Source organism: Mesorhizobium sp. M0028 (assembly GCF_040323855.1).
Lineage (GTDB): Bacteria > Pseudomonadota > Alphaproteobacteria > Rhizobiales > Rhizobiaceae > Mesorhizobium.
Window position 1 is genome coordinate 441,249 of the sequence record NZ_JAMYVG010000002.1, and the last position, 25,602, is coordinate 466,850.

The following is a 25,602-nucleotide window of genomic DNA, read 5'->3' on the forward strand; positions in this document are numbered from 1 at the left end:
AGCTCCTTGCGACAGCTTTCGCCGTCCGGTGTCAAAAATGCGAGGCGCGAAACCGCGCCAGGAAGCTGCGAAGGCGTTCATTGTCGAAGTCCGCAGCCAGGATCTCGGCGGGAGGTCCGACGGCACTGACGCCGCCATCCGCCATGAAAACGATGCGGCTCGATGCATCGCGTGCAAAAGCCATCTCGTGCGTGACCATCAGCATCGTCATGCCGTCTTCGGCGAGGCTGCGTACGACCTCGAGCACCTCGCCAACCAGTTCGGGGTCGAGCGCCGAGGTTATTTCGTCGAGGAGCAGGATCTTCGGCTCCATCGCCACAGCGCGGGCGATGCCGACGCGCTGCTGCTGGCCGCCGGAAAGCTCGGCCGGCAGACTGTCGGCCTTGTGGGCGAGCCCGACCCGGCCGAGCCAGTGCTCGGCAATGGTGCGGGCCTCGGCATTGCTCTTGCCGCGCACCTTGCGCAGGCCGAGCATGATGTTGCCGGCCGCAGTCAAATGCGGAAACAGATTGAAGCTCTGGAACACCATTCCGGTCTCGGCGCGCATCGCCGCCAGGTCGCGCTCGCTGCGTCGCTGGCGTGTTCCCGCCTCGCGGTAGCCGACCTCTTTACCGTCGATACGGATCGAGCCGTTATCATAGCTCTCCAGGAAGTTGACGCAGCGCAGCAGCGTGGTCTTGCCGCTGCCGGATGGCCCGATGACTGTCACCACCTCGCCGCGTGTCACCTTGAGGCTTACAGAGCGCAGGACCTCGACCGATCCAAAGGCTTTGGAGACCTCGGAGATATCGAGAAGCGCCGGATTTGCGTGCGAGGCTTTGGACATCTTGTTATTCCCGGATGAAGGAGAAACGCCGCTCCAGCCGCCGGCTGGCCAAGGAGAGGGCGTAGTTGACAGCGAAGTAGACGAGCGCGCCGAGGAGGTAGAGCGGCATCGCCTCATAGGTGCGGCCGATGACCTGGTTGATCGCTTGCATCAGGTCGGTGATGCCGAGCAGCGAGACCAGCGCGCTGCCTTTCACCGCGTCGGTGACGCCGTTGATCCAGGGCGGCAGGAAGCGCCTGAACGCTTGCGGAAAAATGACGTAGGCCAGCCGCTGGCGGAAGGTCAGCCCGATCGCCATCGCCGCCTCGGACTGACCCTTGGGAATCGAGCCGACGGCGCCCCTGAGATACTCGACGACTTGTGCGGTCTTGAAGAGGGTGAGGGCGAGTACGGCCGCCCAAAAGGACTCAAGATGCAGTCCCACCGCGGGCAGGCCGTAATAGACGAAGAAGATCAGCACCAGGATCGGAATGCCACGTATGGTGTCACTGAAGATGCGCACTGCCCAGCGCAGCGGAGCCGGACCATAGACGAGGCCGACACCCATCAGCACGCCGGCGATAAGCGATAACACTACGACCAGCAGCGACACCCACAAGGTTACGGCAAAGCCTTGGGCGAGGAACGGCAAGGCGTAGATGATCTGGCTCAGCATGTCAGCGCGCCGCCTTGAACCGGCGCTCGACCAGCCGCAGCGCGAAAAGCAGCGCGTAGCCGGTCAACAGGTACATCGCAGTCACCACCAGATAGACCTCGACAATGCGGAACGTGTTGAAGTTGATCCACTGGGCGCCATAGGTGAGCTCGGGTACCGAAATGACCGACGCCACCGACGTGTCCTTGAAGAGCGATATGAAAGTGTTGGAAAGCGCCGGCAGCGTTATGCGCAGCATCGTCGGCAGGCGCACATGGAGCAGCCTTTGCCATGGTGTCAGGCCGATTGCCTTGCCGGCGTCGAGCTGTCCGCGCGGCACCGCCTCGAGCCCCGAGCGAAATACCTCGACCAGATAGGCGCCGCTGTAGAGCGACAGCGTGGCAATGAACGAGGTTTGCGCGCTGTAGGCGATATCGACCACGGTCGGCAGGCCGTAGAAGACCAGGTAGACGAGCAGGATCAGCGGCACGTTGCGGATGAACTCGACATAGCCCGCGATGACGGTCCGCACCGCTCGCCCGGCCGACACGTACCAGACCGCCAGAAGCAGCCCGATGACGATGCCGATCGCGATGGAGATGACAGCCAGCTCAAGGCTGAGCAGCAGCCCCCCCCAGAGCTTGTCGAAATGCCGCCAGATCAGGTTGAAGTTGAGGGTATAGCCCATGCGTCCTGCTTAGTGCCGACAGTCCGGGAACGAGGCGGAAGGGCGCCGGAGGCATCCTTCCGCCTGATGGATCAGATAACCGGGAATCCAGGATGGCGGGCCGGCGGCTCCTGTCCGAAATAATCCTTGAACGCAGCGTCGTAGAGTGCCGTTTCATGGCCGAACATGGCGATGGTGAAGGTCTGGTTGACGAAGGTCAGCCAGTCGAGGTCGCCCTGCCGCAGTGCGGCACCATAAAGCATCGAGAACCAACTCTTGCCGGCATCGAAGTATTTGTCCGGATTGCGCGAGGCGAGCCAGCGGACCGTCGACAGATCGACGGCGGCGGCGTCGGATCGCTTCGATTCCAGTGCCTGCAGCACGTTGGCCTGCGTGTCTATCTGCATCACCTGCGCCTCCGGCAGGACGATGCGCACGTTTGCCTCGGCATCGACGTTTTGCAGGATGGAAATCCGGGTCGCCGAACCGGCGGCAAGAAGCTTGTCGAAGGTCTTATTCTCGGCGTTCGGAAGGGTCAGCAAGGCGATGCCTTCGACATAGTAGGGCCTGGAGAAGTGGATCAGCTGCGAGCGCTGGGCGGTCATGGTCATGAACTGGATGGTGATGTCGACCTTGTTGGTGGTCACGTTCGGAATGCGCTGAGCCGGATCCTGCATGACGAATTCGACTTTGGTCGGATCGTCGAAAAGCCCCTTGGCGAGAATGCGACCCATGGTTATGTCCATGCCCACCAGTTCGCCGGCATCGTTCTCGAAGTGCCAGGGCGCGTTGGTGCTGCCGGTGCCGACGATCACCTTGCCGCGCTCGAGAACGGTGCGCAGCAGGCTGTCAGGCGCTGCCTGGGCCGCAGCTTTCTGGACATCGACCGCAGTGGCGGCACTCATCACTCCGGCCGTTGCAAGCCCGGCCATTCCCAGTTTCAGAAATTCACGCCTTTTGGATGTGTCGTTCACGGCGACCTCCTTCGTGTTGTGTTCCCCGTTGGACCAGCAGCGCAGGCATCGGTTGCAACTGACGTCATTGTCCCTTACAAGGGACGCCTGTACTCTGTACAAGACAGATTAACATCAGGAATCGATAATGCAAGAAGGCAATGCCTTGGCCGCTCGACCGGACGCCGGTCTGGACGAAGACAAGAATTCGGGCTCGCGGGAGAAGGGCCTCAACCGGGTCCTCCAGATTCTGGAGTTTCTCCACGCGACCCAGCGCGCGATCGGCATTGGCGATCTTGCCAGAGGGGTGAACGCACCGCGGTCGACGACCTATACGCTGGTGCGCTCGCTGGTCGACGCAGGCCTGCTGGAGATGGCCGGAGACGGCAATCGGGTCTATTTTGGAAAGAAGCTCTATCTCTACGGAATGGACTATGTGCGGGGCAACGACCTGCTCAGGCGAGGGCGGCAGGAAGTCGACCATCTGTCACGCGAGTCCGGCGAGACCTCGGAGCTGTGCATGCTGCAAAGCGGCCGCTACACCATCGTCCATTCAAGCCCGGGAACCAGGCCATTCAGGATCAGCTCGGCGACGGGTCTGCAAATACCGCTTCCCTGGACAGCTTCCGGGCGGCTGCTCCTCGCCGGCTTCGACAGGGCAGCGATCGAGGATATGGTCTCGGAAGACGACCTCGTACTGCCGGACGGCCGCAGGTTGCAGCTCGACGATTTCATAGCCGATATCGCGGTGGCCAAGTCGGCCGGCTACTGCGTCACCTCCGGCCTTGTCGATGCCTACACGAAATGCCTGGCCGCGCCGGTCTTTTCGGCGCCGGGCAGGGTCGAGGCGACGATGTGCCTGGTGGTTCCCATCGATACCTCGACCGAAAAGACCGATGACCTGATAGAGCTGTTGCTCGAGCGCGCCGCGCGGCTTTCGATCGCGGCATAGGCCGCCTTTTCAGCAGGCCAGCGCCGGCGTCCATTCAAGCGATAATGTCTGGAATGATCTTGTCTTCCAGCGCCATCAGCCTGTCCTTCAGGAAAAGCTTCTTTTTCTTCATGCGCTGGATCTGCAGCGGGTCGCAATTCATGGCGATCATCGCATTGATGGCCGCGTCCAAATCGGCGTGTTCCTGCTTCAGCCGGGAATATTCGAGGCGGATATCTGCCTGTTCCTGATCGGACATTTTTACCGTCTGCACGTCTGCGGCGCCCAAACTATGGGCCTGATTGGGCGGGACCGGGGGTCTTCTTGCACCGGCGCGCAGCCCATACCACATTTCATATTGTCGTGGAATGCTACCACGCAGCATTCGACATCGGTGCGCGATGGTGGCACACTGTCATTATGCCGTCACAGAAGCGAGCCTGCGGTGGACGTGCCATGACGGCTGCAATCCGAGGAAACCATGAAAGGGAGAACCAATCATGTCTCTTGCATCCCATCTTGATGAGCTGCAGCGGAAACACGGCGACATCGAACGCGAAATCGACGATGCGATGACCCATCCGTCGGTAGACGACCTCGAAATCGTGAATCTCAAGCGGCGCAAGCTGGCGCTCAAGGACGAGATTGAAAAACTGAAGGCGAAACCGACGACGCACTGACGCCCATCCAGGACTAGCTGCGCCGCCTGGCGCGCGATTTCTTTCCGGTGGCATGTCTCTATGCTGCCGGAAACGCTTATGGATTTGCGGCAAGCTGCCGTCTTGTCATTTCCGATTTGCTAGGTCTGCGCGCCAGTCGCCATTGACAAGCCATCTTTGCTCCTCCACCTCATGCCCGGACCTTCAAGATTAAAGGCAGCCGGCATGACCGGATATTTTTCCTCACCCTTCCCGCGCCGCAGGTCGGTCGGTGTCGACGTCGGCGGCGTGATGGTCGGCGGCGGCGCCCCAGTCGTCGTCCAGTCGATGACCAACACCGACACGGCCGATGTCGACCAGACGGTGGCGCAAGTGGCGGCACTGCATCGCGCCGGCTCCGAGATCGTGCGCATAACGGTCGATCGCGACGAAAGCGCTGCCGCTGTGCCGGCCATCCGCGAGCGACTGGAGCGGCTCGGGATCGACGTGCCGCTGGTCGGCGATTTCCATTACATCGGCCACAAGCTCCTGGCCGATCATCCGGCCTGCGCTGAGGCCTTGGCCAAGTACCGCATCAACCCCGGCAATGTCGGTTTCAAGGACAAGAGGGATCGGCAGTTCGCGGCGATCGTCGAGATGGCGATCCGATACGACAAGCCGGTGCGCATCGGCGTCAACTGGGGTTCGCTCGACCAGGAGCTGCTGACCCGGCTGATGGATGACAACCAGGCCCAAGGCTTTCCGCTGACCGCGCAGGAAGTGACGCGCGAAGCGATCGTGCAGTCGGCGATCCTGTCGGCCGAAATGGCCGAAGAGATTGGCCTTGCGCGCGAGAAAATCATCCTCTCGGCCAAGGTCAGCGGCGTGCAGGATCTGATCGCCGTCTACACCGAGCTCGCCACCCGTTCCAACCATGCGCTGCACCTCGGCCTGACAGAGGCCGGCATGGGCTCGAAAGGCATTGTCGCATCATCGGCTGCGATGGGCATCCTGCTCCAGCAAGGCATCGGCGACACCATCCGCATCTCGCTGACGCCGGAGCCGAACGGCGACCGCACACGCGAAGTGCAGGTGTCGCAGGAACTGTTGCAGACCATGGGCTTCCGGCAGTTCGTGCCGATCGTCGCCGCCTGCCCGGGCTGCGGCCGCACGACCTCGACCGTGTTCCAGGAGCTTGCCCAGAACATCCAGGCCGACCTGCGCAAGAACATGCCGGTGTGGCGCGAACAATATCCCGGCGTCGAGAACCTCAAGGTCGCGGTGATGGGTTGCATCGTCAACGGTCCGGGTGAATCCAAACATGCCGATATCGGCATTTCGCTGCCCGGAACCGGTGAGACGCCGACCGCCCCGGTGTTCGTCGACGGCAAGAAGGCGGCGACCCTGCGCGGCCCGTCGATCGCCGCGGATTTCGAGAAAATGGTTTCCGACTACATCGAACGGCGGTTTGGCCAACACGGCAAAGCCGCGGCGGAGTAGTTCGATGCGGCGTTTGCTTGGGGCGACGCTGGTTGTCATTTGCTGGCTGGGCTGGGCGACAGCCGTCCAGGCCGATCCGCCGCGGCCCGCCAAGCAGAAGCTGATCGATCGAGTTTGCGATCTTATCGAGACGCATGCCGACCAGAACGGCCTGCCCCGGGATTTCTTTGCCCGGCTGATCTGGAAGGAGAGTCGCTTCGATCCCAATGCGGTCAGCCCCGTCGGTGCGGAGGGTATCGCCCAATTCATGCCGGGTACCGCCAAGATGCGCGGGCTCGCCAATTCGTTCGATATCGAGCAGGCTATCCCGGCCTCGGCAAAATACCTCGCCGAAATGAAGACCGGCTTTGGCAATCTGGGCCTCGCCGCAGCCGCATACAATGCCGGCGAGAGCCGGGTGACGCGCTGGCTGAATTCCGGCGGCTTCTTGCCGATGGAGACCGAAAGCTACGTTTTGGACGTCATGGGCGAGCCGGCCGACAGGTTCACCGATGCCGCGTATGCCGGCGTCATCCGGCCGCTCGACAAGAAGGCGAGCTTCGCTGCCGCCTGCCGCACGCTGCCGGTGATCATGTCCAGAACCGTGCCGATGTCGTCGATCAACATCAAGCCATGGGGCGTGCAGGTGGCCGGCAATTTCCGCCGCGCCGCGGCGCTCAATCAGTGGAGCAATGTGAGACGGCGGTTTCCAGCCTTGCTCAGCGGTCGCAATCCGGTGGTCAGCCGGGTGCGCACACCGATCGGCAGGCGCGGCATCTATGCGGTGCGGATCGGCGCCGACACCAAAGCCAAGGCCGACGATATTTGCCAGAAGCTGCACAGCGTCGGCGGCGCATGCATTGTGGTGCGCAACCGGTAAAGCCATATGTCGGCGCGTTTCGCGCCATTGCTGCCCATCTCGCTCCCGCTGGGCGCTTCATCTTCGACACGCGATCACATTTTCCGTGAACCCTTAAGCAGAACCGTCAGGCAGGTCTTGCATCGTCGTTGATGCGGGGTAAGGTCCCCGCGATTTTTCGCGAAAGGGATCAGCATGGCCGACTTCAAGACACTGGACGACATCGGCAATATCAGCGGCAAGCGTGTGCTGGTGCGTGTCGACCTCAACGTTCCCGTCACTGAGGGCAAGGTCACCGACGCCACCCGCATCGAGCGCATTGTACCGACCATCGCCGAGCTGTCCGGCAAGGGCGCCAAGGTCATCCTGCTTGCACATTTCGGTCGTCCCAAAGATGGACCGGCGCCGGAATTCTCGCTCGAGCCGATCGCCAAGGCGACGGCGGACGTGCTCGGCCGCCCGGTTGGCTTTGCCACCGACTGCATCGGCGACAAGGCCGCGAGCGCCGTCGCCGCCATGGAAAGCGGCGATGTGCTGCTGCTCGAGAACACCCGCTTCTACAAAGCCGAGGAGAAGAACGACCCGGCCTTCACCGAAAAGCTCGCCGCCAACGGCGACATCTTCGTCAACGACGCCTTCTCCGCTGCGCACCGCGCCCATTCGTCGACGGAAGGGCTGGCGCACGTGCTGCCGGCCTTCGCCGGGCGCACCATGCAGGCCGAGCTCGATGCGCTGGAAAAGGGCCTCGGCAATCCCGTCCGCCCGGTTGTCGCCATTGTCGGCGGGGCCAAGGTCTCGACCAAGATCGACTTGTTGATGAACCTGGTGAAGAAGGTCGACGCGCTGGTCATCGGCGGCGGCATGGCCAACACGTTTCTCGCGGCACGCGGCACCGACGTCGGGAAATCCTTGTGCGAGCACGATCTCGCGACCACCGCCAAGCAGATCATGATCGAGGCGGCCGAGGCCGGCTGCGCCATCATCCTGCCCGCCGACGCCGTTGTCGCCAGGGAGTTCAAGGCCGGTGCCGCAAGCGAGACCGTCGCCATTGCAGACGTACCAGCCGACGGCATGATCCTCGATGTCGGCGCGAAAACCGTGAAAACCATTGCCGAATGGATCGACCGTGCCGCGACGTTGGTCTGGAACGGGCCGCTCGGCGCCTTCGAGATCGAGCCGTTCGACCATGCGACGGTGGCGACGGCCAGGCACGCGGCAGCGCGCACCAAGGCCGGCAGGCTGGTCTCGGTGGCCGGCGGCGGCGATACGGTGGCCGCCCTCAACCATGCCGGCGTCAGCGATGATTTCACCTATGTCTCGACGGCCGGCGGCGCTTTCCTCGAATGGATGGAAGGCAAGCCCTTGCCCGGCGTCGACGTCTTGAAGCGCTGAGCGCGGCGTTAATAACAGCGCGAAGCAGTGCGCTCGCGATTTTCAATCGATTCGCGCTTCTCCGACGAAAGGGTTCGACTTGAACCTGCGTTGCTCTGGTGGTCTGCTGGGTACGGGTCAATTCTTTCAGGAGAAGCACGATGAGCGAACGTCTCGAGGACATTGCCGCCGCGATGGTGGCCAACGGCAAGGGCCTGCTGGCTGCCGACGAGAGCTCCGGCACTATCAAGAAGCGCTTCGACGTCATCGGCGTCGAGTCGACCGCCGACAGCCGCCGCGACTATCGCGAGATGATGTTCCGCGCCAGCGATGCAATGACCAAGTACATTTCCGGCGTTATCCTCTATGACGAGACCATCCACCAGAAGGCCGCCGACGGCACGCCGCTGGTCGACATCATCAAGGCATCAGGCGCCATTCCCGGCATCAAGGTCGACGCCGGCGCCAAGCCTCTGGCAAGATTTCCCGGCGATACCATCACCGAAGGCCTGGACGGCCTGCGCGAACGCCTCGCCGACTATTACAAGCTTGGCGCCCGCTTTGCCAAATGGCGCGCGGTAATCGACATCGATGTTTCCAAGGGGGTGCCTTCCGCCACCTCGATCGGCTCGAATGCCCATGCGCTCGCCCGTTACGCCGCGCTTTGCCAGGAAGCCGGCATCGTGCCGATCGTCGAGCCGGAGGTGCTGATGGACGGCGCTCATGACATCGACACTTGCTACGAGATCAGCAAGGCGACACTGACAAAGCTATACACCGAGCTCTATGCGGCCCGCGTCGTCCTCGAAGGCACCATCCTGAAGCCAAACATGGTTCTCGCCGGCAAGAAATCGGGCAAGGTCAGCAGCCCCGACGAGGTCGCCGAAAGGACGATAAAACTGTTCCGCGAGACGGTGCCAGCCGCGATCGGAGGCATCGCCTTCCTTTCGGGCGGACAATCGGACGAGCAAGCGACCGCCAACCTCAACGCCATCAACGCCATCGGCCCGCATCCGTGGAAGCTGACCTTCTCCTACGGCCGCGCCTTGCAGGCCGCTCCGCAGAAGGCCTGGAGCGGCAAGGCGGCGAACGTTGCCGCCGCGCAGGCCGCCTTCGCCCATCGCGCCCACATGAACCATCTGGCAGCGCTTGGACAATGGCAGCCGTCGCTGGAGCAAGCCGCTTAACCGAATCCATCTTGCGTTTCTCCCGACCCGGGCCACGTGCCCGGGTTTTGCTTGAAAGCAGCAAGGGCTGCAATTTTCTTGCAACTGAAATGCAGCTCGGTGTCGGCATTCCTCGCTGCCGAACGTCCTCCGTGAAAAGAGGAGCAGACCTATGCCAAACAACAAGACCGTTTCGCAGGAAGACTGGTATCAGGCGCACAAGGCGCATCTGGCGCGCGAAAAGGAATTGACGCGCTTTCGCGACCGCGTCGCCGCCGAACGCCGCGAATTGCCGTGGCTGAAGATCCGCAAGGACTACGTCTTCGAGACCGAGCAAGGGCCAAAGAAACTGCCCGACCTGTTTGGCGGCAACAGCCAGTTGATCGTCTACCATTTCATGTTCGGGCCGGGCGCCGATTATCGTTGCGAGGGCTGCTCGTTCCTTGCCGACCACATCGACGGCGCCAACCAGCATCTCAGGCACCACGATGTTTCGCTTGTCGTGGTGGCGCGGGCGCCGCTGGCCGAGCTTCTGCCCTACAAGCAGCGCATGGGCTGGAAATTCGACTGGGTGTCGTCCTACGCCTCGGACTTCAACTTCGATATGCAGGTGTCATTCACCGACAAGCAGATCGCGGCCGGCGACACGACCTACAATTTCGAGCGGCGCGCGCGGAGATCGAAGGACCTTCCCGGCACCAGCGTGTTCTATCGCGACGAGAAAGGCGACATCTTCCTGACTTTCATCTCGCGCTCCAGAGGCGGCGATCCGCTGATCGGCGCCTATCACTATCTCGACCTGACGCCGAAAGGCCGCAACGAAACCGGGCCGCATCATAGCCTCGCCGACTGGGTGCGGCTGCATGACGAGTATGAAGACCAATCCGGGACGCATGACTGCTGCCATTGAGGCGACAGGCTGTCGCTGCAAGGTCGTTCACCTTCAGTGCAACATGCGCTAAGTGCTGTTCGCTGTGCCCTAAAAGGGATTTGCCATGCGGCGCTTTCCGACCCTTCTCACCTGGCTCGCCTTTCCGGTCTATGTCTGGCAAGGACTTGGCGTGCGTCGCCGCACCACCCGCATGCTGCCGGCACAAGGTCCGGTCATGCACGAGATATCAGGCCAGGCGCCGGCAATCTCGCTGCTGGTGCTCGGCGATTCCTCCGCCGCCTCAGTCGGCATCGGCAATTCCGAAAACGGATTGGCCGCGCAACTGGCCGTTCTAATTGCGCAACGCACCGGCCGCACCGTGCGCTGGCGGGCAGCCGGCTTCAACTCGGCAACCTCTGGCCAGATCCGCGATCATGTGCTGCCCAATCTGTCGGCCGATCCGTGGACGCATATCGTGCTCGCCATCGGCACCAACGACACCAAGAATTTTCATTCGGTACCGCGCTTCAAGCGCGATTTTGGCGGCCTGCTCTACGCGCTGCGCGCCAAATGGCCGGAGGCGCGCGTGGTGTGGTCGCCGGTGCTGGAGTTCACCCGGGCGCCGGCAATGCCGCCGCTGCTCGGCAAGATCCTCGAGATCCGCGCCGGCGAGATGAACCGGATGGGCGAGCGCCTTTGCCTCGAGCGCGGCGCCATACCGGCGCCCCGCCTGCCGATCACCGACGCCGAGGCCGGCTTTGCGTCGGATGGATTTCATGCTTCGGAAGCCGGCTACCGCGCCTGGGCGGAACATCTGGCCGGCTTGGTGCTCGCCAACGAACCGGGCGTCGCGTAGCGGCTGCCGGCACTAAAGCGCGTCGCGTTCGATTGGCCTCATGCGACGCTACTTTAGGTTCTTTGTTTTATGTATGTCGTTGGCGCAAAACCGCTGCACACTTTTGCGCGACATGCATTACGTCCAGTGTCCGAGCACCGCCGTAATCGAAATCGCCGCCATAGCCAACAGCGCCAGCTTCCAGAAATCGCTGCGCCGCTTCAGCCCCGGCCAGCCGAGCGGCTTGATGAGCTGGATGACCATCATGGCGATGATGACGAGCGCGAGAAGTTTCGACATGCAGCCTTTGATCAGCATCGCGGCTGGCTGTCAAAGCGGCTCCGCGATCGCGGTCTTTCCACCGCGGCACGCCTCTTTTCAGCACTGTTCGATCACTTCGGTGGACAAATCGGAACGCCGGTCGCGAGAGCCGCACCCTCCTGACAGACTGCTGTCAGTAGGGGTGTGCGATAGTGCCTGCATCGAAAGAGAGGAGACCAGCCATGAACGGTTTTACCATTCTGCGTAGCGTGCAGCACTATGTCGGCAAGATCCGGACGATGCGCAATGAGATCCGCACCCAGCGTTTCATGAAGACCCTGCCGGCGGACATCCGCAAGGATATTGGCTGGCCGGACATGTATGGCGACCGCCACAATGGCGGCAATTGAGGCAATCTTTCTGCCCGGCGTTTGGATGCGGCCCGGCGATAAACAGGCATGCTGAAGCCTCCTGACAGTATGGTGTCAGGAGGCTCGTGCCATAGTGGGATGGCCGTCAGAGACGGACGGCCGAGAGGACGATCGATGAAAAGCTGGACCGACAGGCTGAACACGCCTGGCATCAACGGCATAACACCGTCGCCACGCACCATCGCTGATGTCGTCGAAGGCCAGCCGATGCTGGTTCCCACAGCTCGCCAGGTCGATGCATTCATCTGCGCCATCCCCGAAGGCATGGATATGGATATCCGGGCTTTGCGCACCGCGCTCGCCATCGAGCACGGTGCCGAGGTGACATGTCCGGTCACCATCGGCTATCATCTGCGTACCGTCGCCGAGGCCGCCAACGAGGATCTTGAGCGTGGCATGGCGCTGGGCGACATTGCGCCGTTCTGGCGGGTGCTCGACGCAAGCACGCCGACAACGAGGAAACTGTCCTTCGGCGCGGCCTCCGTCGCCGCGCGGCGCAAGCGCGAAGGGCTAGAGCAATAGACGCCGAGGGACCATACGATGCGCCGCGCCGACAGGCTCTTCCAGATCGTGCAGCACCTGCGCGGTGGCCGTCTGGTCACCGCCCAGAAGCTGGGCACGTGGCTCGAGGTTTCCGAGCGGACCATCTATCGCGACATCGCCGACCTGCAGTCGACCGGCGTGCCGATCGACGGCGAGGCCGGTGTCGGCTACATGATGAGGGAGGGTTTCGACCTTCCGCCGCTGATGTTCACGCGTGACGAGATCGTCGCGCTGGTCGCCGGCGCCCGCATGGTGCGCGCCTTTGGCGGCGCGGCCATGGCGCGAGCCGCCGACGAGGCGCTGGTCAAGATCGGCGCCGTGCTGCCCGACGCCGAAAAGGACCGCATCGCCCGCACCGAGATCCACACGCCGATGTGGGTGGTAAGCGACGCCGCCCGCGAAGCCATCGACCTGATTGAGCGGTCCATCGAGAAACGTCAGGTGCTGACCATCGACTATTCGGATGAGGCCGGCCGCAGCACCGCGCGCGACATCCGCCCACTCGGCCTGTGGTTCTGGGGCAAGGTGTGGACCTTGGTCGCCTGGTGCGAGATGCGCGGCGATTTCCGCGCCTTCCGCATCGACCGCATCGCCTCCGTGGTCATCGCCGGCCGCACCTTCAAGCCGGAGCGCGGCAAGCAGCTCGCCGATTTCTACCGCGCGGTGGAACGCAGCGAGGACTACGGCATGGCACCGGACCGGGCGGCGCGAAGCTGACACGGAAGATCGAAAAAAAAGCCCGCTTGAAAGCGGGCTTTTTGTTTTGGATGCGAGACCTCTATTCCTCTTCGCCCGTATCCTTGTCCTTCGACTTCAGCGCCGAGAGCTTGGCGAAGACGGCGTTGGCGTCGAGTTCGCGATCCTCGTCCTTTGGCTTTTCCGGCGCCGGCACCAGCCGTTCGGTCAAGGCGGCCGGCAGCAGCGTATCGCCGACCGGCTGCGCCTGCTCGCGGCCGCGCGAGGCGCGGTTGATTTCCATGTCGAGGTCGATCTGCGACGTCAGGCCGAGCGTCACTGGATCCATCGGCTGGAGATTGGCGGAGTTCCAGTGTTTTCTGTCGCGGATCTGGTCGATCGTCGACTTCGTCGTGCCGACAAGGCGGGAAATCTGCGCATCCTTGAGCTCGGGATGGTTGCGCACCAGCCAGAGGATGGCGTTGGGCCGGTCCTGGCGCTTGGACAGCGGAGTGTAGCGCGGACCCTTGCGCTTGGATTCCGGCACCCGCACCTTGGGGTCGGAGAGCTTCAGCCGGTGGTTCGGGTCCTTCTCGGCGCGCGCGATCTCGTCGCGAGTGAGCTGGCCGGTCATGATCGGGTCCATACCCTTGATGCCTTGCGCAGATTCGCCGTCGGCGATCGCCTTGACCTCAAGCGGATGCAGTCCGCAGAACTGCGCGATCTGCTCGAAGGAAAGCGCTGTGTTGTCAACCAGCCAGACGGCGGTCGCTTTTGGCATCAGCAGCGTATTGGCCATTACAAAAATCCTTCTCGTTCGCCCGCGTTCCCGCGCGGGCGGTGGTTTACAGCCACCAAAATGGGAAAATCGCGGTCTATATAACTGCTCACTCGCCATTTCGCAATGTTTTTGGCAGGCGCGCGTCAAGGACGGCATGGCGGCGCGACCAGCAGACCGCGAAGGGTCGGCACATGAAGCCATGCAGTCGAAAGCTTCAAAAAGACAAAGCCCGCCAGACCAAGGTCGGGCGGGCTCGGAACCGGCGACGGAAATCCGTCTGCTACGGCTCTGGCTTCTAAGGCTTGATCCCGAACCGCGGCTCGGCGTTGCGGAAAAGCAGCGCCCGGTCTTCGGACAGGATCGTGCTCGAGATCAAAGCCCTTGGCGGGCGATTCTCTCTATGTCGCCGCGGTTGATGCCGAGATCATTGAGCTGACGAGCGTTCAGCCGGTTCAGTTCGCGCACGGTTTCGTTGTACATGCGCCAGTTACGGAAAGCGCGGATCGGGTTCATGGTAGTCCTCCATCGTTTCGATGCCGCGTAAATAGGCATCGGCGATGAAAAATTGAACAGACGCTTTTGCATGGCGGCAATGCGTTTGTTGCATTGCACCATTAAGCCTTCGTTCAGCCTGTTTACCGGCCGTCAGGCGACATCGAGCACAATCTTGCCAATGTGCTCACCCTCCTCCATCCGCTCATGCGCCCGCCAGGCTTCCTTGAGCGGGAAGATCGTGTCCATCACCGGTGCAACCTTGCGCGTGCCGAGCAGCGGCCAAACCTGCGCCTCCAGCGCAGCCGCGACTGCCGCCTTGAACTCCACCGTGCGTGGCCTGAGCAGCGAACCCGTGTGCACGAGCCGCTTGGCCATGATTTTGAAGAAATCGGCGCTCGCCACCGCTCCGCCCTGCGTCGCGATCTGGACGATGCGGCCCTCCACGGCCGCAGCCTCGTAGTTTCGCGCGACATAATCGCCGCCGACCATGTCGAGGATGACGTTGGCGCCCTTGCCGCCGGTTGCCTCCTTGACCGCGGCGACGAAGTCCTCCTCGCGGTAGTTGACCGTCCGGTCGGCGCCGAGCTTGAGGCAGGCGTCGCATTTCTCCTTGCTGCCGGCGGTGGTGACGACATAAGCGCCGAAAGCGGCAGCAAGCTGGATCGCCGTCGTTCCGATACCCGATGAGCCGCCATGCACGAGCAGCGTCTCGCCGCTCTTCAGGCCGCCGCGCTCGAAGACATTGTGCCAAACAGTGAAGTAGTTTTCCGGCAGCGCCGCCGCTTCGGTGTAGGTAAAGCCGGCGGGCAGCGGCAGCACGCTGCCGGCATGAACCTTGACATATTCGGCATAGCCGCCGCCCGCCGTCAGCGCGCAGACCCGGTCGCCGACGCGCCAGCGCGATATCTCGTCGCCGAGGGCGGCGACTTCGCCCGCCGCTTCCAGGCCCGGCAGATCCGACGCACCCGGCGGCGGCGGATAGGCGCCCTTGCGCTGCTGCACGTCGGGCCGGTTGACGCCGGCGGCACGCACCCGGATCAGGATCTCGCCAGGGCCGGGTACCGGCACGTCGCGGGTTTCCGGTTTCAGCACCCGCGGCCCGCCCGGCTCCGAGATGGCGATCGCCATCATCCTGGTCGGAATTTTCTGTGCGTTCGCCATGAATTTTCCCGTCGTGTTTCGCCGGTTTCTAGCGCCAGCTGTTGCCGGCCATTTGCATCCATACCCCTGCCCTATGTATGCTCATTGGCAAATCAGGCAAATGGGCAATCACGGAGGAGCGACGATGGCGGTCTTCGACGACGAACCCAAGAAGAAAGCGCGCCCGCACGAGATCGGGCAGGATCTGTCGCTGCTTTCTGTCGATGAATTGTCCGAGCGGATCGGCATCCTGCGCGGCGAGATCGCCCGGCTGGAAGCCGAGCTCATGACCAAGGGCTCCACCAAGTCGGCGGCAGAGGCGCTGTTTCGCCGCGGATAGTACTGCGGGCAATTCCAAAAGCTCGGGCACGCCGCCGAAAAGCCCGAATGCCGCTGTCTCCAGACCTGTGCCCCGAACCCCAGCCGGATTGAACAATGTTCGCAAGCTACAGACCGATCCTCTCGCTGCTGCGCGGCACCGCGTTCCTGCTGGCGGCATCCGGGCTGCACGGGCTGCTGTTGCCGCTGCGCGGCCAGGTGGAGGGCTTCTCGACCGCATCGCTCGGCCTGATGGGCACGGCTTGGGCCGGCGGCTTCGTCACCGGCTGCTTCTTTGCGCCACGCATCGTGCGCCGCGCCGGTCATGTCAGGGCTTTCGGCGCCTTTGCCGCATCGGGAGCGATCGTCGCACTGCTCACCGGCCTGATCATTGATGAATATACCTGGATCCTGCTGCGCGCCTTCACCGGCTTCACCATGGCCGGTGCTTTCATGGTCATCGAAAGCTGGCTGAACGAGAAGGCCACCAACGAAAACCGCGGCACCGTCTTCGGCCTCTACATGATGGTCACCTATGCCTCGATCATGGGCGGTCAGATGATCGTTGCCGGCGGCGATGTGAAATCGGCGTCGCTATTCATGATCACCGGCATTCTGTTTTGCCTATCACTGATCCCGACGGCGGTCTCGACGGCGTCGCACCCCAAGCCGCTGCAGGACGTGTCGCTTGACGTCAAAGGGCTCTACGTCAATTCGCCGGTGTCGGCGATCGCCTGCGTGCTGATCGGCATCGCCAACGGCGCCTGGGGCACGCTTGGTGCCGTTTATGGAGCTCGCATCGGCATCTCGACGGCCGAGATCGCGCTCATGATGAGCCTGGTGGTCATCGCCGGCGCCGCCATGCAGCTTCCGGCCGGGCGGCTCTCCGACACGACGGACCGTCGTTTCGTGCTGGCGGGCGCGGCTTTCGGCGCTGCGCTGTTCGCCATCGCCATCTTCCTGTTCGAACCGCGCTCCGGCGGCTTCGTTATCGTCTGCACCGCCGCCTACGGCGCCTTCGCCTACACGCTCTATTCGATCGCGGTGGCGCATGCCAACGACCATGCCCGATCGGAAGACTTCGTCAAAGTGTCGGGCGGCCTGCTGCTGCTTTATGGCTTCGGCACGATGATCGGCCCGCTGCTGGCCGCCGGCCTGATGGGCTGGATGCGTCCCGAGGGGCTGTTCCTGGCTACTGCGTTGGCGCATCTCTGCCTGGCCGCCTATACGCTGCTGCGCATCAGCCGTCGCGCGCCGGTGCCAATCGAAGGCCGCGATGCCTTCAAGACCCAGCCGGCCGACCGCTCGGTGACGCCGGAAGCGTTGCGGCTCGACCCGCGCAGAAAAGCTGAAACCGACGGTTGAGATTCGAGACGCTTTGCCCCACAAATAAGGCATGATGCTTTCCGACGCCTTCATGGCGATTGCCGATCCCAACCGGCGCTATCTCTTGGAAGAGCTCCGGCGCGGACCGAAGACCGTCAACGAACTGGCCTCTGGCTTGCCGGTGTCCCGCCCGGCCGTTTCGCAGCATCTGAAGGTGCTGCTTGATGCCGGGCTGGTCAACGCCAAGCCGGAAGGCACCAGGCGCGTCTATACGGTCAGCAATGCCGGCTTCCTAAAGCTCAACATCTGGCTCGACCAGTTCTGGGATGCAGAGCAGCTCGGTTCACCCGGAAGCTGAGAGGCGTCGTCCGCGCGTCGGGCAGCTCGTGCAGCCTCGGGCCTGGAGCAATTCCAGGAAAAGTGTGAAACGGTTTTCCGTCCGGAATTGCGCAAAAAACAAAAGGATAGAGCGGTTCGGCGTTTCCGTGAAACGATGAACCACTCTCTAGCCGTTGTTGTAGGGGAAGAGCTTGAAATAGGGCTGCGCTTCCTCGATCACACGGGCAACCGACGGGCGCCGCAGCAGCCGGTCGTGATAGCGCCTCACCGCAGGATATTTGTCGCCGAACGGCTCGACCTTGTTAGCGTAGAACAGCGCGGGGGCGGCGGCGCAGTCGGCCATGGTGAAGCTCCCGCCCACCGCCCATGTCCTCGACTGCATGTCCTGTTCGATGACGGCGTAGGAGCTGCGCAGCTGGGCGCGCGCCTGCTCGACGCCGAACGGATCGGTCTTGCCCTCCGGCCGCAGCCGGTCGCCGACGATCTTCTGCATCGGTTCCTGGACGTAGAAGTCATAGAAGCGGTCGGCGAGCCGGGTCTGGCGAGCGAGATCGACATCGGCGGGGATCAGTTCGGCCGGCCCAGGATAATACGCGTTGAGATATTCGATGACGATTGTCGATTCCGGCACGGTCCGATCCAGCGCTTCATCACGCAGTACCGGCATCTTGCCGAGCGGCCACAATTTCAGAAACGCCACGCGCGACTGTTCATTGCCGAGATCGACGACAACGGATGTGAATGGCGTGCCGTTCTCATAGAGCGCGATCAGCGGCTTCCAGCAGAAGGAGGCCAGTGGATGAAGATGCATAGTCAGGGACATTGGTTGTCGTTCCTTGGGTGGTTCGTCTCGCGGAAATTCGGTGTTGAGGTCAGGCTTGGTACTATTTGGCTTGGCTGTGGGTGACGATGGCATCGATGATCGCGGCCCAGTCGTCGGGATGCAGCTCGTGGCCGCCGCTCTCGATCCGGACCAGCCTTGCGCCGGCGACCGCGTCGGCAAGAGCGGCGCCATGCTCGACTGGAAAGATCGGATCGTCGGTGCCGTGGATAACGAGGAGCGGGATCTTCATCTCGTGCAGCCGCCCCGTCCAGTCCTCGCCGCTCCGATCTTCGCCGCTCCCATCTTCGCCGCTCTTGAGCATGAAATGATTGGTGGCGCTTAGAAAGCCGCCGGACCGGTCGTAATCCTGTTCGACGAAAGCCCGCGTGCGCTGCTCGTCGAATGAGCGTGCGGTGCCGGTGAGCGCATACGCGTCCTTGACGATGAAATCGACCGCCTGGCCACGGTCAGACCAGTCGACCTTCGCGCCTTCGTCCGAATGTTTCCTGTAGGCCTCGGTGGTTCCGGGCAGATGCGACGTATCAATGCCCAAGGGCGAGCTGCTGATCACCGTAAGCGAAGTGACACGCGACGGGTATTTCAACGCAACGAGCTGCGCAATCACGCCGCCCATCGACATGCCGACCACGTGCGCCTTTCGGATTCCCTGGTCGTCAAGGACGCGGATGGCATCGTCCGCCATGTCGTCGAATGTATAAGGCGGCTCGCCCGGCGCGTATTTCGTCGAACGGCCGGTATCGCGATTGTCATAGCGGACCACGAAGCGACCCTCGCCGGCCAGCTTCCGGCAAAACGCTTCCGGCCACCAGAGCATGGAAGCCATGGCGCCCATGATCAACAATACCGCCGGATGTGCCGGATCGCCGAACGTCTGGGATACGATTTCGGGGTGTTCGGCGTTTCTCATGGCTTTCCTCCTCGGGTCGCGAATCTGATTGCAATTTGCAATCGGTTGCACGATATTAAAACCGATACGATAATGCAACCGGTTTTTGGAGATTCGCATGAACATCGATCGCCGGTCCGGATGTCCGATCAATCTGTCGCTCGAAGTGTTCGGCGATCGGTGGAGCCTGATCATCCTTCGCGACATCATCTTCGGCGGCAGACGCCACTTTCGCGAGCTGCTCAATGGCTCGATGGAGGGCATCGCCTCCAACATCCTCGCCGACCGGCTGAAACGGCTGATGGAGCTCAGCATGCTGACCAAGGCGGACGATCCCTCCCACAAGCAGAAGGCGATCTACAGCCTGACCGAAATGGCTATTACGCTGGTGCCGATCCTGGCGCATCTCGGCGCCTGGGGCCGCGTCTGGCTCCCGGTCAGCGAAGAGCTCTCTATCCGTGCCGAGCTTCTGGAAAAAGGCGGCCCGCCGATGTGGGATAAGTTCATGAACGAGTTGCGCCACGAGCATCTAGGTGCGTCTCCCGCCCCATCTGGACCCACCGTGCGCGCGACCTTGCAGGCCGCATACGATGCGGTGATCGCCCGCAATGCGGAGCGAGTCGGGTGCGATCCGGCGCCATGACCAACTTATTTTCCCAATTGCGGGCTGGCTCTGCTATCAAGGGACTGAAGATAATTTACCGGATTGGATAACGCTCTTGGTCGAGAACTCTAAGGACACTGCCCGTGCGCGGGCCGATTTGCGTTTCAAGAAACAGGAAGAGGCAGCCACGGTGCGCCAGAAGGCCATGGCGGAATATGTCGCCGAGAGCGACGCTCGCCAGGCCAAAACCAACAAGCTGCGGGCGCTGCGCCTCGCCAAGGAAGCGGAAGACCTGGCCAATGCGCCTCCGGCGCCGGTGAAGAAGTCCCGCGCCAAGAAGAAATAAGCCGGCGCTCCTTGGATCGCATTGCTTCGTTTCGTACGCGGAACAGTTTTCACCGCGATCTGTTCTGCCGGTTGATAACTGGCGCGTTTAGGAGGCGGCCATGACCGCACTGACGCTCGACAAAGCCCTTGAGATCATCGCCGCCGCCTTTGCCAAGGGTGCCGAGCTCAAGCTCAGGCCGCTTGGCGTCTCGGTGCTCGATGCCGGCGCCCATCTGGTCTCGTTCCAGCGTCAGGACGGCGCCTCGTTCCTGCGTCCGCAAATGTCGGCCGGCAAGGCCTATGGCGCGCTCGCTATCGGCATGGGCTCGCGCCGGGTGGAGGCTTTCGCCAAGGAGCGCCCGCATCTGATAGCCGGCGTCTCCGACGTGTCGGGCGGACGCGTCCTGCCGGTCGTCGGCGGCGTGCTGATCCGCGATAAGGCTGGCACGATCATCGGCGCCGTCGGCATTTCCGGCGATACGTCGGACAATGATGAAACGGCAGCCATCGCTGGCATCGAGGCGGCTGGCTTCACCGCCGACCCGGGCTGAGCCGGAATCCTTAATTCATGTTGATGTCGCGGCTGGCCGACCGCATCGACACCGAAAAGCCGGCCAGCACGTCGATCAGTGCTATGACCATCAGTGTGAAGAAAACGGAATGGGCGGCGCCCTTCACCAGCAGGAATTCGACCAGATAGGCCACAAAGACGAAGGTCGACAAAAGGTGGTCCATGATCGAGGCATTTGTCGTTCGCGTCGACTTCACCACTTCGACGAACAAGAAGATCAATGCGATCAGCACGATGAGATCGCCGAGGGTCATCGAGAACACCCCGCCCGACATCATCCGGACCGAAAACATTTCGGTCGCCCACGGGTCGTCGCCGCTGCCGAATATTCCCAGAAGCCCGAGATTGTAGAGAATGAAAGGCACGATCAGCAGCGGAATGGCACCGAACATGTGGCGGCTCCGGTTGGACTGATCTTTGTAGAGTGCGCCCGGCGTTCGCCGTCAAGAATTTTCGTGCGGCCCATAAACACGGACAAAGACGGCGTGAAACAACAATGTCAGCCCCGGTCGACACGATCAGTTGTCGACGAACGCAAAAAGACCGGCCAGTGGCCGGTCTTTTGCAATAATAAACCGTCGAAAGCTGTCTCAGCTTTCCTTCGGCTCCAGCACCTGGCGACCGCGATACATGCCGGTCTTCAGGTCGATATGGTGCGGACGGCGCATCTCGCCGGAGTTCTTGTCCTCGACATAGGTCGGGGCCTTCAGTGCGTCGGCGGAACGGCGCATGCCGCGCTTCGACGGAGAGGTTTTTCGTTTCGGAACGGCCATGGATATGCTCCACTACATGGTCAAAACGCCCCGGCGGCCCTCGTGAAAGGGCCACGTCAGGGGCCGGAATCTGAGAAAGTCGGCTGCCTATACACGCCCGATGGCGTTTTGGCCAGCGTCGCGGTGTTTTTTTTTGACACTATCGCAGGCAGCCGACATAGGCGCCGGCGCGGCCCGCGCGCCGTTCGATCAACGCGGCAAGCCGCCTCAGTCCCGGCCCGGGCTTCGCCGGATTGCGCACGATCGGGTTCGGCAAGGTGACGGCAAGCAGCGCTGCCTGTCGGCGCGACAGCTGTTTTGCCGAGACGCCGAAATGATGTTGGGCGGCGGCCTCGATGCCGTAGATGCCCGGTCCCCATTCGGCGATGTTGAGGTAGATCTCCATGATCCGCCGTTTCGACAGCACCGCATCGAAATAGACGGCCAGCGGCAGTTCGACGACCTTACGGACCGAGCCCAACGGCCGCGACCATAGATAAAGGTTCTTTACCGTCTGCATGGTGATGGTCGAGGCGCCACGCGTCATCTCGCCGGCGAGCGCATCGTCGACGACGCCGCGCAACTCGCCTAGATCGACGCCGCGATGGAAACAGAACTGCCCGTCCTCCGACATGATGACCGAATATGCCAGCACCGGCGCCACATCATCGATAGAAACCCAGCGCCGATCGTAGCCGGAAAACGTCGCGAGGTCCTTCAGCATCAATGTCGACACCGGGTGCACGAATGACGGCAGGTACAGAAAGGTCAGAACCACCGGCATCAGCGCCAGCACGATGGCGACAGCGATGCCGCGCCGGACCCAGCGTTGAAGACCGATGCGGCTGCCGCGTCTCGGTCTCGCCATGTCCAACCCTTCGGTTTCGTGATCGACGATCGGTTCCGCCAAGCCACCCAATCCGCGCTACTCCCTGCCCCCGGCATAATGGCGCTTGGCTTCTTGCGCAACGTCTGAGTGTCGGCTACCGCTCCCGACCATGACGAAAGACGACCAAATGGCGTTCGAGGCTGCACTTATTGCCCGGGCAGTTCCGCTCGAGGCGCTGCTGAGGCGGTTGCTCGACGGACGCACGCTTTCAGGCGAGATCGCGCGGCCGGAACGCCTGATGGCCGCGATGCGACATGGCGTTCTGAACGGCGGCAAACGACTGCGCCCCTTCCTGGTCATGGAAAGTTCTGCACTGTTTTCAGCCGACGTCGAGCCGGCGCTGCGCGTCGCGGCAGCGCTCGAATGCGTGCACTGCTATTCGCTCATCCATGACGATCTGCCGGCCATGGACGATGACGATATGCGCCGTGGCCAGCCGACCGTGCACAGGGCTTTCGATGAAGCGACCGCCATTCTTGCCGGCGACGCCTTGTTGACGCTTGCCTTCGACATCCTTGCCGACGAGGCGACAATGCTGCCGGCCGAGCGCAGGGCAGCGCTGGTGCTGGCATTGGCCCGCGCCGCAGGGGCCGGCAGCATGGTCGGCGGCCAGATGCTCGATCTCGAGGCCGAACAAAGCCGGCCGGACGAGGCTGGCATCATTCGGCTTCAGGCGATGAAAACCGGTGCGCTGATCCGCTTTGCCTGCGAAGCGGGCGCCATCGTTGCCGGCGCGCCGTCGGGCGACCGCGAAAGGCTGGCCGAGTTCGGCTCGGCGATCGGGCTTGCCTTTCAGCTTGCCGACGATCTGCTCGACCTGACCGCCGACGCGCATCAGATGGGCAAGGCAACCGGCAAGGATGCCGCGGCCGGCAAGGCGACGCTGGTCGCGCTGCACGGACCGGACTGGGCGCGGGACCAGCTCCATGGCCTCGTCGACCAAGCTCATGCGCTGCTCGAGCCCTATGGCGAACAAGCCGCGCTTCTGAAACAAGCGGCGCAGTTCGTTGCGGCCCGCAACAATTAAGCTGCCCCCTATGGCGCGCCGTACAGCCACGGAGAATTGGCGACTGTTCGGCCAGATGCCCTCGCAGCCGGCCGATCGGGATGATTTCCGGCGATGTCGGACCACATGGACTCGCCACGCCAGTTGCCGAACCATTCTTCAGCCTCGCGGCAGGGCTCCGCGGCTCGGGTCGACGCGGTCAGCCTTCGCCAGTTGTCTTTTCCACCACGGGCTGCGGAACCGGTTCCATTTCGGCCACCGCCTCGACCGCTCGCGCTTCGGCCGGCTTGCGCCGGTTGCGGATGAAGGCGGCGATACGGTCGCGGATTTCGCCGGCGCTGAGGAACACCGGAACGCGTGCCACCGGCGCGGTCGGCTCGAAGGATAGGCCAAGGCCGGTGATCCTGCCCTTGTCGTCGACGTCGCGGACGATCAGCTCGATCGGACCGAGCAGCACGCGGTCGGCATATTCGGCGTGGCCGCCGAGCCGCGCCGTGACCAGATCGCCAATGGTGAGCTTGCGTTCCGCTTCGGTCAGGCCCGGCGCGTAGGCGGTCTCCAGTTCCTCGGCGGAGCGTGACGGATCGACGGCAAAGGCGCCGAAGAAATCCGCATCCTCGGGATCGACCACGGCACGGCTGGCGAACAGCTTGTCGAGCAGGCGCGGATAGCGGTCCGGCACGAAGATGTAGACATGATCGCCAGCCGCCAGCCGGCCCATATCCTGGAAGCGCATCGAGCGTCCGTCTCGCAGCACAAGCGACGGCCGCGCCCAGCGCGGAATGCGTTCGCCCCGCGCCACCGGGCTGCCGGGTGCCACACGGTAGGCAAGAAGCTCATGATGGGCGGAGCCCGGCAGTTCCAATTCGACCTTGTCGAGCGGTCCCAGGCGGGCCGGCACGATAAGGCCGAGGCGGCGCGCCAGCGGCCCGACGGTCCATCCCTGGATGACCAGAGAGACCAGCACGATGATGAAGGCGGTGTTGAAGATGAGGCGGCCGTTCTCAAGACCGCCGAGCAGCGGCGTGATAGCAAGCAGGATCGACACGGCGCCACGCAGGCCAACCCATGAGACAAAGGCGACTTCCGGGCGTGGCAGACGGAACGGCACCAGGCATAGCCAGACGGCGACTGGCCGTGCGACAAATATCAGGAACAGTCCGAGCAGCACCGCCGGCACCAGGATCGCCGGAAATTGCGAAGGCGTCGCGAACAGGCCGAGGATCAGGAACATGATGATCTGCGCCAACCACGACATCCCGTCCTGAAAGCGCTTGAGGATGGTGACAGCCCGGATATCGGAATTGCCGGCGATCAGGCCCGCGAGATAGACCGCCAGGAAGCCGGAGCCGCCGACGGCGCCGGCGGCGGCAAACACCATCAGCGACAGCGTCAGCACGAAGATCGGCAGCAGGCCGTGATCTAGATTGAGGCGATCGACAAGGCGCACGATGGCCATGCCGCCGAGAATACCGATGACCGCACCGAGCCCCATGTTGACAAGGAAACCGACGGCAAGATCGGTAACCAGCACCTTGGCCTCGGGGTGGGTGTTGGCGGCGATGACCTCGACCAGCGTGATGGTCAGGAAGATGGCGATCGGGTCATTGGTGCCGGATTCCACCTCGAGCGTCGAACGCACGCGTTCGCGCAAATTGATCTCGCCGGCGCGCAGCAGGAAGAACACCGCCGCGGCGTCGGTCGAGGCGACGGCGGCACCGAGCAGGAAGGATTCCAGCCATGTCAGGTCGAGCAAATAATAGGCGGCGGCGCCGAACAGGCCAGTGGTCAAAAGGACGCCGAAGGTCGCCAGCGACAGCGCCGGCCCGGCCGCCTGCCGCAAGGCATTGAGCGGCGTGCCGAAGCCGGAATCGAAAAGGATCACCGCCAGCGCCAATGAGCCGGCAAAATAGGCAAATCGGGCATTGTCGAAATGGATTCCGAGACCGTCGGTTCCGGTGGCAAGGCCGATGCAGAGAAACAGCAGCAGGAGGGGGGCGCCGAAACGGAAGGCGATCAGGCTCGAAAACGCGGCGGCAACGACAAGTGCTGCGCCAACGAGCGTCACCAGATAGATACCATGCTCCATTCGTTGGTCGCCCCTAGTCGATATGCTCCGGCATCACGGGAGAGTGGGGCGAAGACATGGCCGCTGCAAGGCAGCAGCGCGGCTTTTCGCCCTAC

Annotated in this window: 33 protein-coding genes; 18 read left to right on the top strand and 15 right to left on the bottom strand. The window is 62.9% G+C overall.

Annotated features, from left to right (window positions below; all coding sequences use genetic code 11):
- Nucleotides 1-31: 31 nt before the first annotated feature.
- The 4 genes from NKJ93_RS07180 to NKJ93_RS07195 form a co-directional block, all read right to left on the bottom strand.
- The gene (locus NKJ93_RS07180; protein ID WP_023720990.1) at nucleotides 32-826 is read right to left on the bottom strand and encodes an amino acid ABC transporter ATP-binding protein; all 795 of its coding nucleotides are present in this window, start codon (nucleotides 824-826) and stop codon (nucleotides 32-34) included.
- Between the two features lie 4 nt (nucleotides 827-830).
- Nucleotides 831-1,481, bottom strand: a complete 651-nt coding sequence (locus NKJ93_RS07185; protein WP_023720989.1) for an amino acid ABC transporter permease — start codon at nucleotides 1,479-1,481, stop codon at nucleotides 831-833.
- A 1-nt stretch (nucleotide 1,482) separates the two neighbouring features.
- Nucleotides 1,483-2,148: an amino acid ABC transporter permease gene (locus tag NKJ93_RS07190; RefSeq protein ID WP_023720988.1), complete on the bottom strand. Its 666-nt coding sequence runs from the start codon at nucleotides 2,146-2,148 to the stop codon at nucleotides 1,483-1,485.
- 71 nt (nucleotides 2,149-2,219) lie between these two features.
- Nucleotides 2,220-3,101 (bottom strand): transporter substrate-binding protein, encoded by an 882-nt coding sequence (locus NKJ93_RS07195; RefSeq protein ID WP_031194546.1) that lies wholly within the window; start codon nucleotides 3,099-3,101, stop codon nucleotides 2,220-2,222.
- A gap of 127 nt (nucleotides 3,102-3,228) precedes the next feature.
- Here NKJ93_RS07195 and NKJ93_RS07200 point away from each other — a divergent pair, with 127 nt between their 5' ends.
- Complete coding sequence (locus NKJ93_RS07200) at nucleotides 3,229-4,032, top strand: IclR family transcriptional regulator (RefSeq protein WP_023720986.1); 804 nt, start codon at nucleotides 3,229-3,231, stop codon at nucleotides 4,030-4,032.
- A gap of 34 nt (nucleotides 4,033-4,066) precedes the next feature.
- Here NKJ93_RS07200 and NKJ93_RS07205 read toward each other — a convergent pair whose 3' ends face one another.
- A complete protein-coding gene (locus tag NKJ93_RS07205) occupies nucleotides 4,067-4,270 on the bottom strand; it encodes a YdcH family protein (protein ID WP_352588301.1) in 204 nt (67 codons plus the stop codon).
- A gap of 241 nt (nucleotides 4,271-4,511) precedes the next feature.
- Between NKJ93_RS07205 and NKJ93_RS07210 the strand changes: the two genes are divergently transcribed.
- The 7 genes from NKJ93_RS07210 (at nucleotide 4,512) to NKJ93_RS07240 (ending at nucleotide 11,251) form a co-directional block, all read left to right on the top strand.
- Nucleotides 4,512-4,691: a YdcH family protein gene (locus NKJ93_RS07210; RefSeq protein WP_023678481.1), complete on the top strand. Its 180-nt coding sequence runs from the start codon at nucleotides 4,512-4,514 to the stop codon at nucleotides 4,689-4,691.
- Nucleotides 4,692-4,895: 204 nt separating this feature from the next.
- Nucleotides 4,896-6,149, top strand: a complete 1,254-nt coding sequence (gene ispG, locus NKJ93_RS07215) for a flavodoxin-dependent (E)-4-hydroxy-3-methylbut-2-enyl-diphosphate synthase (RefSeq protein WP_352480886.1) — start codon at nucleotides 4,896-4,898, stop codon at nucleotides 6,147-6,149.
- Between the two features lie 4 nt (nucleotides 6,150-6,153).
- Nucleotides 6,154-7,008: a lytic transglycosylase domain-containing protein gene (locus NKJ93_RS07220; protein ID WP_352494180.1), complete on the top strand. Its 855-nt coding sequence runs from the start codon at nucleotides 6,154-6,156 to the stop codon at nucleotides 7,006-7,008.
- Between the two features lie 174 nt (nucleotides 7,009-7,182).
- Nucleotides 7,183-8,379 (top strand): phosphoglycerate kinase, encoded by a 1,197-nt coding sequence (locus NKJ93_RS07225; RefSeq protein WP_023720983.1) that lies wholly within the window; start codon nucleotides 7,183-7,185, stop codon nucleotides 8,377-8,379.
- 140 nt (nucleotides 8,380-8,519) lie between these two features.
- Complete coding sequence (locus NKJ93_RS07230) at nucleotides 8,520-9,545, top strand: class I fructose-bisphosphate aldolase (protein WP_352588304.1); 1,026 nt, start codon at nucleotides 8,520-8,522, stop codon at nucleotides 9,543-9,545.
- Between the two features lie 151 nt (nucleotides 9,546-9,696).
- Nucleotides 9,697-10,434 (top strand): DUF899 domain-containing protein, encoded by a 738-nt coding sequence (locus NKJ93_RS07235; protein WP_352588307.1) that lies wholly within the window; start codon nucleotides 9,697-9,699, stop codon nucleotides 10,432-10,434.
- An 85-nt stretch (nucleotides 10,435-10,519) separates the two neighbouring features.
- On the top strand, nucleotides 10,520-11,251 hold the full coding sequence (locus NKJ93_RS07240; RefSeq protein WP_023720980.1) for an SGNH/GDSL hydrolase family protein: 732 nt from the start codon (nucleotides 10,520-10,522) through the stop codon (nucleotides 11,249-11,251).
- A 117-nt stretch (nucleotides 11,252-11,368) separates the two neighbouring features.
- Here NKJ93_RS07240 and NKJ93_RS07245 read toward each other — a convergent pair whose 3' ends face one another.
- Complete coding sequence (locus tag NKJ93_RS07245) at nucleotides 11,369-11,530, bottom strand: hypothetical protein (RefSeq protein WP_008873884.1); 162 nt, start codon at nucleotides 11,528-11,530, stop codon at nucleotides 11,369-11,371.
- Nucleotides 11,531-11,733: 203 nt separating this feature from the next.
- Here NKJ93_RS07245 and NKJ93_RS07250 point away from each other — a divergent pair, with 203 nt between their 5' ends.
- From NKJ93_RS07250 to NKJ93_RS07260, 3 genes are all read left to right on the top strand, one after another.
- The gene (locus tag NKJ93_RS07250; protein ID WP_352588310.1) at nucleotides 11,734-11,901 is read left to right on the top strand and encodes a hypothetical protein; all 168 of its coding nucleotides are present in this window, start codon (nucleotides 11,734-11,736) and stop codon (nucleotides 11,899-11,901) included.
- Nucleotides 11,902-12,036: 135 nt separating this feature from the next.
- Complete coding sequence (locus tag NKJ93_RS07255; RefSeq protein ID WP_352588312.1) at nucleotides 12,037-12,444, top strand: hypothetical protein; 408 nt, start codon at nucleotides 12,037-12,039, stop codon at nucleotides 12,442-12,444.
- A gap of 18 nt (nucleotides 12,445-12,462) precedes the next feature.
- Nucleotides 12,463-13,182: a helix-turn-helix transcriptional regulator gene (locus NKJ93_RS07260; protein WP_023678491.1), complete on the top strand. Its 720-nt coding sequence runs from the start codon at nucleotides 12,463-12,465 to the stop codon at nucleotides 13,180-13,182.
- A 61-nt stretch (nucleotides 13,183-13,243) separates the two neighbouring features.
- Here NKJ93_RS07260 and NKJ93_RS07265 read toward each other — a convergent pair whose 3' ends face one another.
- From NKJ93_RS07265 to NKJ93_RS07275, 3 genes are all read right to left on the bottom strand, one after another.
- A complete protein-coding gene (locus NKJ93_RS07265) occupies nucleotides 13,244-13,939 on the bottom strand; it encodes a DUF1013 domain-containing protein (RefSeq protein WP_352480882.1) in 696 nt (231 codons plus the stop codon).
- A gap of 354 nt (nucleotides 13,940-14,293) precedes the next feature.
- Nucleotides 14,294-14,434 carry a DUF1127 domain-containing protein gene (locus NKJ93_RS07270; protein ID WP_023720976.1) on the bottom strand — a complete coding sequence of 47 codons (141 nt, stop codon included), beginning with the start codon at nucleotides 14,432-14,434 and terminating at the stop codon, nucleotides 14,294-14,296.
- A gap of 132 nt (nucleotides 14,435-14,566) precedes the next feature.
- Nucleotides 14,567-15,577, bottom strand: a complete 1,011-nt coding sequence (locus tag NKJ93_RS07275) for an NAD(P)H-quinone oxidoreductase (RefSeq protein WP_352588315.1) — start codon at nucleotides 15,575-15,577, stop codon at nucleotides 14,567-14,569.
- A gap of 124 nt (nucleotides 15,578-15,701) precedes the next feature.
- On the opposite strand from NKJ93_RS07275, the gene NKJ93_RS07280 reads away from it, so the two are divergent.
- The 3 genes from NKJ93_RS07280 to NKJ93_RS07290 all read left to right on the top strand — a co-directional run bounded on the left by NKJ93_RS07280 (nucleotide 15,702) and on the right by NKJ93_RS07290 (nucleotide 17,558).
- Nucleotides 15,702-15,896, top strand: coding sequence for a DUF1192 domain-containing protein (locus tag NKJ93_RS07280; RefSeq protein ID WP_023720974.1), 195 nt, complete (start codon nucleotides 15,702-15,704; stop codon nucleotides 15,894-15,896).
- A gap of 95 nt (nucleotides 15,897-15,991) precedes the next feature.
- Nucleotides 15,992-17,239, top strand: a complete 1,248-nt coding sequence (locus NKJ93_RS07285) for an MFS transporter (RefSeq protein ID WP_352588317.1) — start codon at nucleotides 15,992-15,994, stop codon at nucleotides 17,237-17,239.
- 31 nt (nucleotides 17,240-17,270) lie between these two features.
- Nucleotides 17,271-17,558 carry an ArsR/SmtB family transcription factor gene (locus tag NKJ93_RS07290; RefSeq protein ID WP_023720972.1) on the top strand — a complete coding sequence of 96 codons (288 nt, stop codon included), beginning with the start codon at nucleotides 17,271-17,273 and terminating at the stop codon, nucleotides 17,556-17,558.
- Nucleotides 17,559-17,705: 147 nt separating this feature from the next.
- On the opposite strand, the gene NKJ93_RS07295 is transcribed toward NKJ93_RS07290, so the two are convergent.
- Together NKJ93_RS07295 and NKJ93_RS07300 are read right to left on the bottom strand one after the other, a co-directional pair.
- Nucleotides 17,706-18,362 (bottom strand): glutathione S-transferase family protein, encoded by a 657-nt coding sequence (locus NKJ93_RS07295; RefSeq protein ID WP_023720971.1) that lies wholly within the window; start codon nucleotides 18,360-18,362, stop codon nucleotides 17,706-17,708.
- A 61-nt stretch (nucleotides 18,363-18,423) separates the two neighbouring features.
- Complete coding sequence (locus tag NKJ93_RS07300; RefSeq protein ID WP_352588320.1) at nucleotides 18,424-19,290, bottom strand: alpha/beta fold hydrolase; 867 nt, start codon at nucleotides 19,288-19,290, stop codon at nucleotides 18,424-18,426.
- A gap of 97 nt (nucleotides 19,291-19,387) precedes the next feature.
- Here NKJ93_RS07300 and NKJ93_RS07305 point away from each other — a divergent pair, with 97 nt between their 5' ends.
- The 3 genes from NKJ93_RS07305 to NKJ93_RS07315 all read left to right on the top strand — a co-directional run bounded on the left by NKJ93_RS07305 (nucleotide 19,388) and on the right by NKJ93_RS07315 (nucleotide 20,751).
- On the top strand, nucleotides 19,388-19,912 hold the full coding sequence (locus NKJ93_RS07305; protein WP_023720969.1) for a winged helix-turn-helix transcriptional regulator: 525 nt from the start codon (nucleotides 19,388-19,390) through the stop codon (nucleotides 19,910-19,912).
- Nucleotides 19,913-19,988: 76 nt separating this feature from the next.
- The gene (locus NKJ93_RS07310; RefSeq protein ID WP_023720968.1) at nucleotides 19,989-20,219 is read left to right on the top strand and encodes a hypothetical protein; all 231 of its coding nucleotides are present in this window, start codon (nucleotides 19,989-19,991) and stop codon (nucleotides 20,217-20,219) included.
- Nucleotides 20,220-20,319: 100 nt separating this feature from the next.
- Nucleotides 20,320-20,751, top strand: a complete 432-nt coding sequence (locus tag NKJ93_RS07315) for a GlcG/HbpS family heme-binding protein (RefSeq protein WP_023720967.1) — start codon at nucleotides 20,320-20,322, stop codon at nucleotides 20,749-20,751.
- Nucleotides 20,752-20,761: 10 nt separating this feature from the next.
- Here NKJ93_RS07315 and NKJ93_RS07320 read toward each other — a convergent pair whose 3' ends face one another.
- The 3 genes from NKJ93_RS07320 to NKJ93_RS07330 form a co-directional block, all read right to left on the bottom strand.
- Entirely contained in the window at nucleotides 20,762-21,163 is a 402-nt protein-coding gene (locus tag NKJ93_RS07320) for a hypothetical protein (RefSeq protein WP_023720966.1), read from the bottom strand.
- Between the two features lie 198 nt (nucleotides 21,164-21,361).
- Nucleotides 21,362-21,544 (bottom strand): 50S ribosomal protein L32, encoded by a 183-nt coding sequence (rpmF, locus tag NKJ93_RS07325; RefSeq protein WP_006203806.1) that lies wholly within the window; start codon nucleotides 21,542-21,544, stop codon nucleotides 21,362-21,364.
- Between the two features lie 139 nt (nucleotides 21,545-21,683).
- Nucleotides 21,684-22,442, bottom strand: a complete 759-nt coding sequence (locus tag NKJ93_RS07330) for a transglycosylase domain-containing protein (RefSeq protein WP_031194544.1) — start codon at nucleotides 22,440-22,442, stop codon at nucleotides 21,684-21,686.
- Between the two features lie 79 nt (nucleotides 22,443-22,521).
- Here NKJ93_RS07330 and NKJ93_RS07335 point away from each other — a divergent pair, with 79 nt between their 5' ends.
- The gene (locus NKJ93_RS07335; RefSeq protein WP_352494184.1) at nucleotides 22,522-23,439 is read left to right on the top strand and encodes a polyprenyl synthetase family protein; all 918 of its coding nucleotides are present in this window, start codon (nucleotides 22,522-22,524) and stop codon (nucleotides 23,437-23,439) included.
- A gap of 178 nt (nucleotides 23,440-23,617) precedes the next feature.
- Here NKJ93_RS07335 and NKJ93_RS07340 read toward each other — a convergent pair whose 3' ends face one another.
- On the bottom strand, nucleotides 23,618-25,507 hold the full coding sequence (locus NKJ93_RS07340) for a potassium/proton antiporter (RefSeq protein ID WP_023720962.1): 1,890 nt from the start codon (nucleotides 25,505-25,507) through the stop codon (nucleotides 23,618-23,620).
- Nucleotides 25,508-25,602: the final 95 nt, after the last annotated feature.

Excerpts from the sequence above, each read along its gene's own strand:
- NKJ93_RS07180 (WP_023720990.1), bottom strand. The coding sequence starts at position 826 with ATGTCCAAAGCCTCGCACGCAAATCCGGCGCTTCTCGATATCTCCGAG.
- NKJ93_RS07185 (WP_023720989.1), bottom strand. The coding sequence starts at position 1,481 with ATGCTGAGCCAGATCATCTACGCCTTGCCGTTCCTCGCCCAAGGCTTT.
- NKJ93_RS07190 (WP_023720988.1), bottom strand. The coding sequence starts at position 2,148 with ATGGGCTATACCCTCAACTTCAACCTGATCTGGCGGCATTTCGACAAG.
- NKJ93_RS07200 (WP_023720986.1), top strand. The coding sequence starts at position 3,229 with ATGCAAGAAGGCAATGCCTTGGCCGCTCGACCGGACGCCGGTCTGGAC.
- NKJ93_RS07205 (WP_352588301.1), bottom strand. The coding sequence starts at position 4,270 with ATGTCCGATCAGGAACAGGCAGATATCCGCCTCGAATATTCCCGGCTG.
- NKJ93_RS07210 (WP_023678481.1), top strand. The coding sequence starts at position 4,512 with ATGTCTCTTGCATCCCATCTTGATGAGCTGCAGCGGAAACACGGCGAC.
- ispG (WP_352480886.1), top strand. The coding sequence starts at position 4,896 with ATGACCGGATATTTTTCCTCACCCTTCCCGCGCCGCAGGTCGGTCGGT.
- NKJ93_RS07220 (WP_352494180.1), top strand. The coding sequence starts at position 6,154 with ATGCGGCGTTTGCTTGGGGCGACGCTGGTTGTCATTTGCTGGCTGGGC.
- NKJ93_RS07225 (WP_023720983.1), top strand. The coding sequence starts at position 7,183 with ATGGCCGACTTCAAGACACTGGACGACATCGGCAATATCAGCGGCAAG.
- NKJ93_RS07230 (WP_352588304.1), top strand. The coding sequence starts at position 8,520 with ATGAGCGAACGTCTCGAGGACATTGCCGCCGCGATGGTGGCCAACGGC.
- NKJ93_RS07235 (WP_352588307.1), top strand. The coding sequence starts at position 9,697 with ATGCCAAACAACAAGACCGTTTCGCAGGAAGACTGGTATCAGGCGCAC.
- NKJ93_RS07240 (WP_023720980.1), top strand. The coding sequence starts at position 10,520 with ATGCGGCGCTTTCCGACCCTTCTCACCTGGCTCGCCTTTCCGGTCTAT.
- NKJ93_RS07245 (WP_008873884.1), bottom strand. The coding sequence starts at position 11,530 with ATGTCGAAACTTCTCGCGCTCGTCATCATCGCCATGATGGTCATCCAG.
- NKJ93_RS07250 (WP_352588310.1), top strand. The coding sequence starts at position 11,734 with ATGAACGGTTTTACCATTCTGCGTAGCGTGCAGCACTATGTCGGCAAG.
- NKJ93_RS07255 (WP_352588312.1), top strand. The coding sequence starts at position 12,037 with ATGAAAAGCTGGACCGACAGGCTGAACACGCCTGGCATCAACGGCATA.
- NKJ93_RS07260 (WP_023678491.1), top strand. The coding sequence starts at position 12,463 with ATGCGCCGCGCCGACAGGCTCTTCCAGATCGTGCAGCACCTGCGCGGT.
- NKJ93_RS07265 (WP_352480882.1), bottom strand. The coding sequence starts at position 13,939 with ATGGCCAATACGCTGCTGATGCCAAAAGCGACCGCCGTCTGGCTGGTT.
- NKJ93_RS07270 (WP_023720976.1), bottom strand. The coding sequence starts at position 14,434 with ATGAACCCGATCCGCGCTTTCCGTAACTGGCGCATGTACAACGAAACC.
- NKJ93_RS07275 (WP_352588315.1), bottom strand. The coding sequence starts at position 15,577 with ATGGCGAACGCACAGAAAATTCCGACCAGGATGATGGCGATCGCCATC.
- NKJ93_RS07280 (WP_023720974.1), top strand. The coding sequence starts at position 15,702 with ATGGCGGTCTTCGACGACGAACCCAAGAAGAAAGCGCGCCCGCACGAG.
- NKJ93_RS07285 (WP_352588317.1), top strand. The coding sequence starts at position 15,992 with ATGTTCGCAAGCTACAGACCGATCCTCTCGCTGCTGCGCGGCACCGCG.
- NKJ93_RS07290 (WP_023720972.1), top strand. The coding sequence starts at position 17,271 with ATGATGCTTTCCGACGCCTTCATGGCGATTGCCGATCCCAACCGGCGC.
- NKJ93_RS07295 (WP_023720971.1), bottom strand. The coding sequence starts at position 18,362 with ATGTCCCTGACTATGCATCTTCATCCACTGGCCTCCTTCTGCTGGAAG.
- NKJ93_RS07300 (WP_352588320.1), bottom strand. The coding sequence starts at position 19,290 with ATGAGAAACGCCGAACACCCCGAAATCGTATCCCAGACGTTCGGCGAT.
- NKJ93_RS07305 (WP_023720969.1), top strand. The coding sequence starts at position 19,388 with ATGAACATCGATCGCCGGTCCGGATGTCCGATCAATCTGTCGCTCGAA.
- NKJ93_RS07315 (WP_023720967.1), top strand. The coding sequence starts at position 20,320 with ATGACCGCACTGACGCTCGACAAAGCCCTTGAGATCATCGCCGCCGCC.
- NKJ93_RS07320 (WP_023720966.1), bottom strand. The coding sequence starts at position 21,163 with ATGTTCGGTGCCATTCCGCTGCTGATCGTGCCTTTCATTCTCTACAAT.
- rpmF (WP_006203806.1), bottom strand. The coding sequence starts at position 21,544 with ATGGCCGTTCCGAAACGAAAAACCTCTCCGTCGAAGCGCGGCATGCGC.
- NKJ93_RS07335 (WP_352494184.1), top strand. The coding sequence starts at position 22,522 with ATGACGAAAGACGACCAAATGGCGTTCGAGGCTGCACTTATTGCCCGG.
- NKJ93_RS07340 (WP_023720962.1), bottom strand. The coding sequence starts at position 25,507 with ATGGAGCATGGTATCTATCTGGTGACGCTCGTTGGCGCAGCACTTGTC.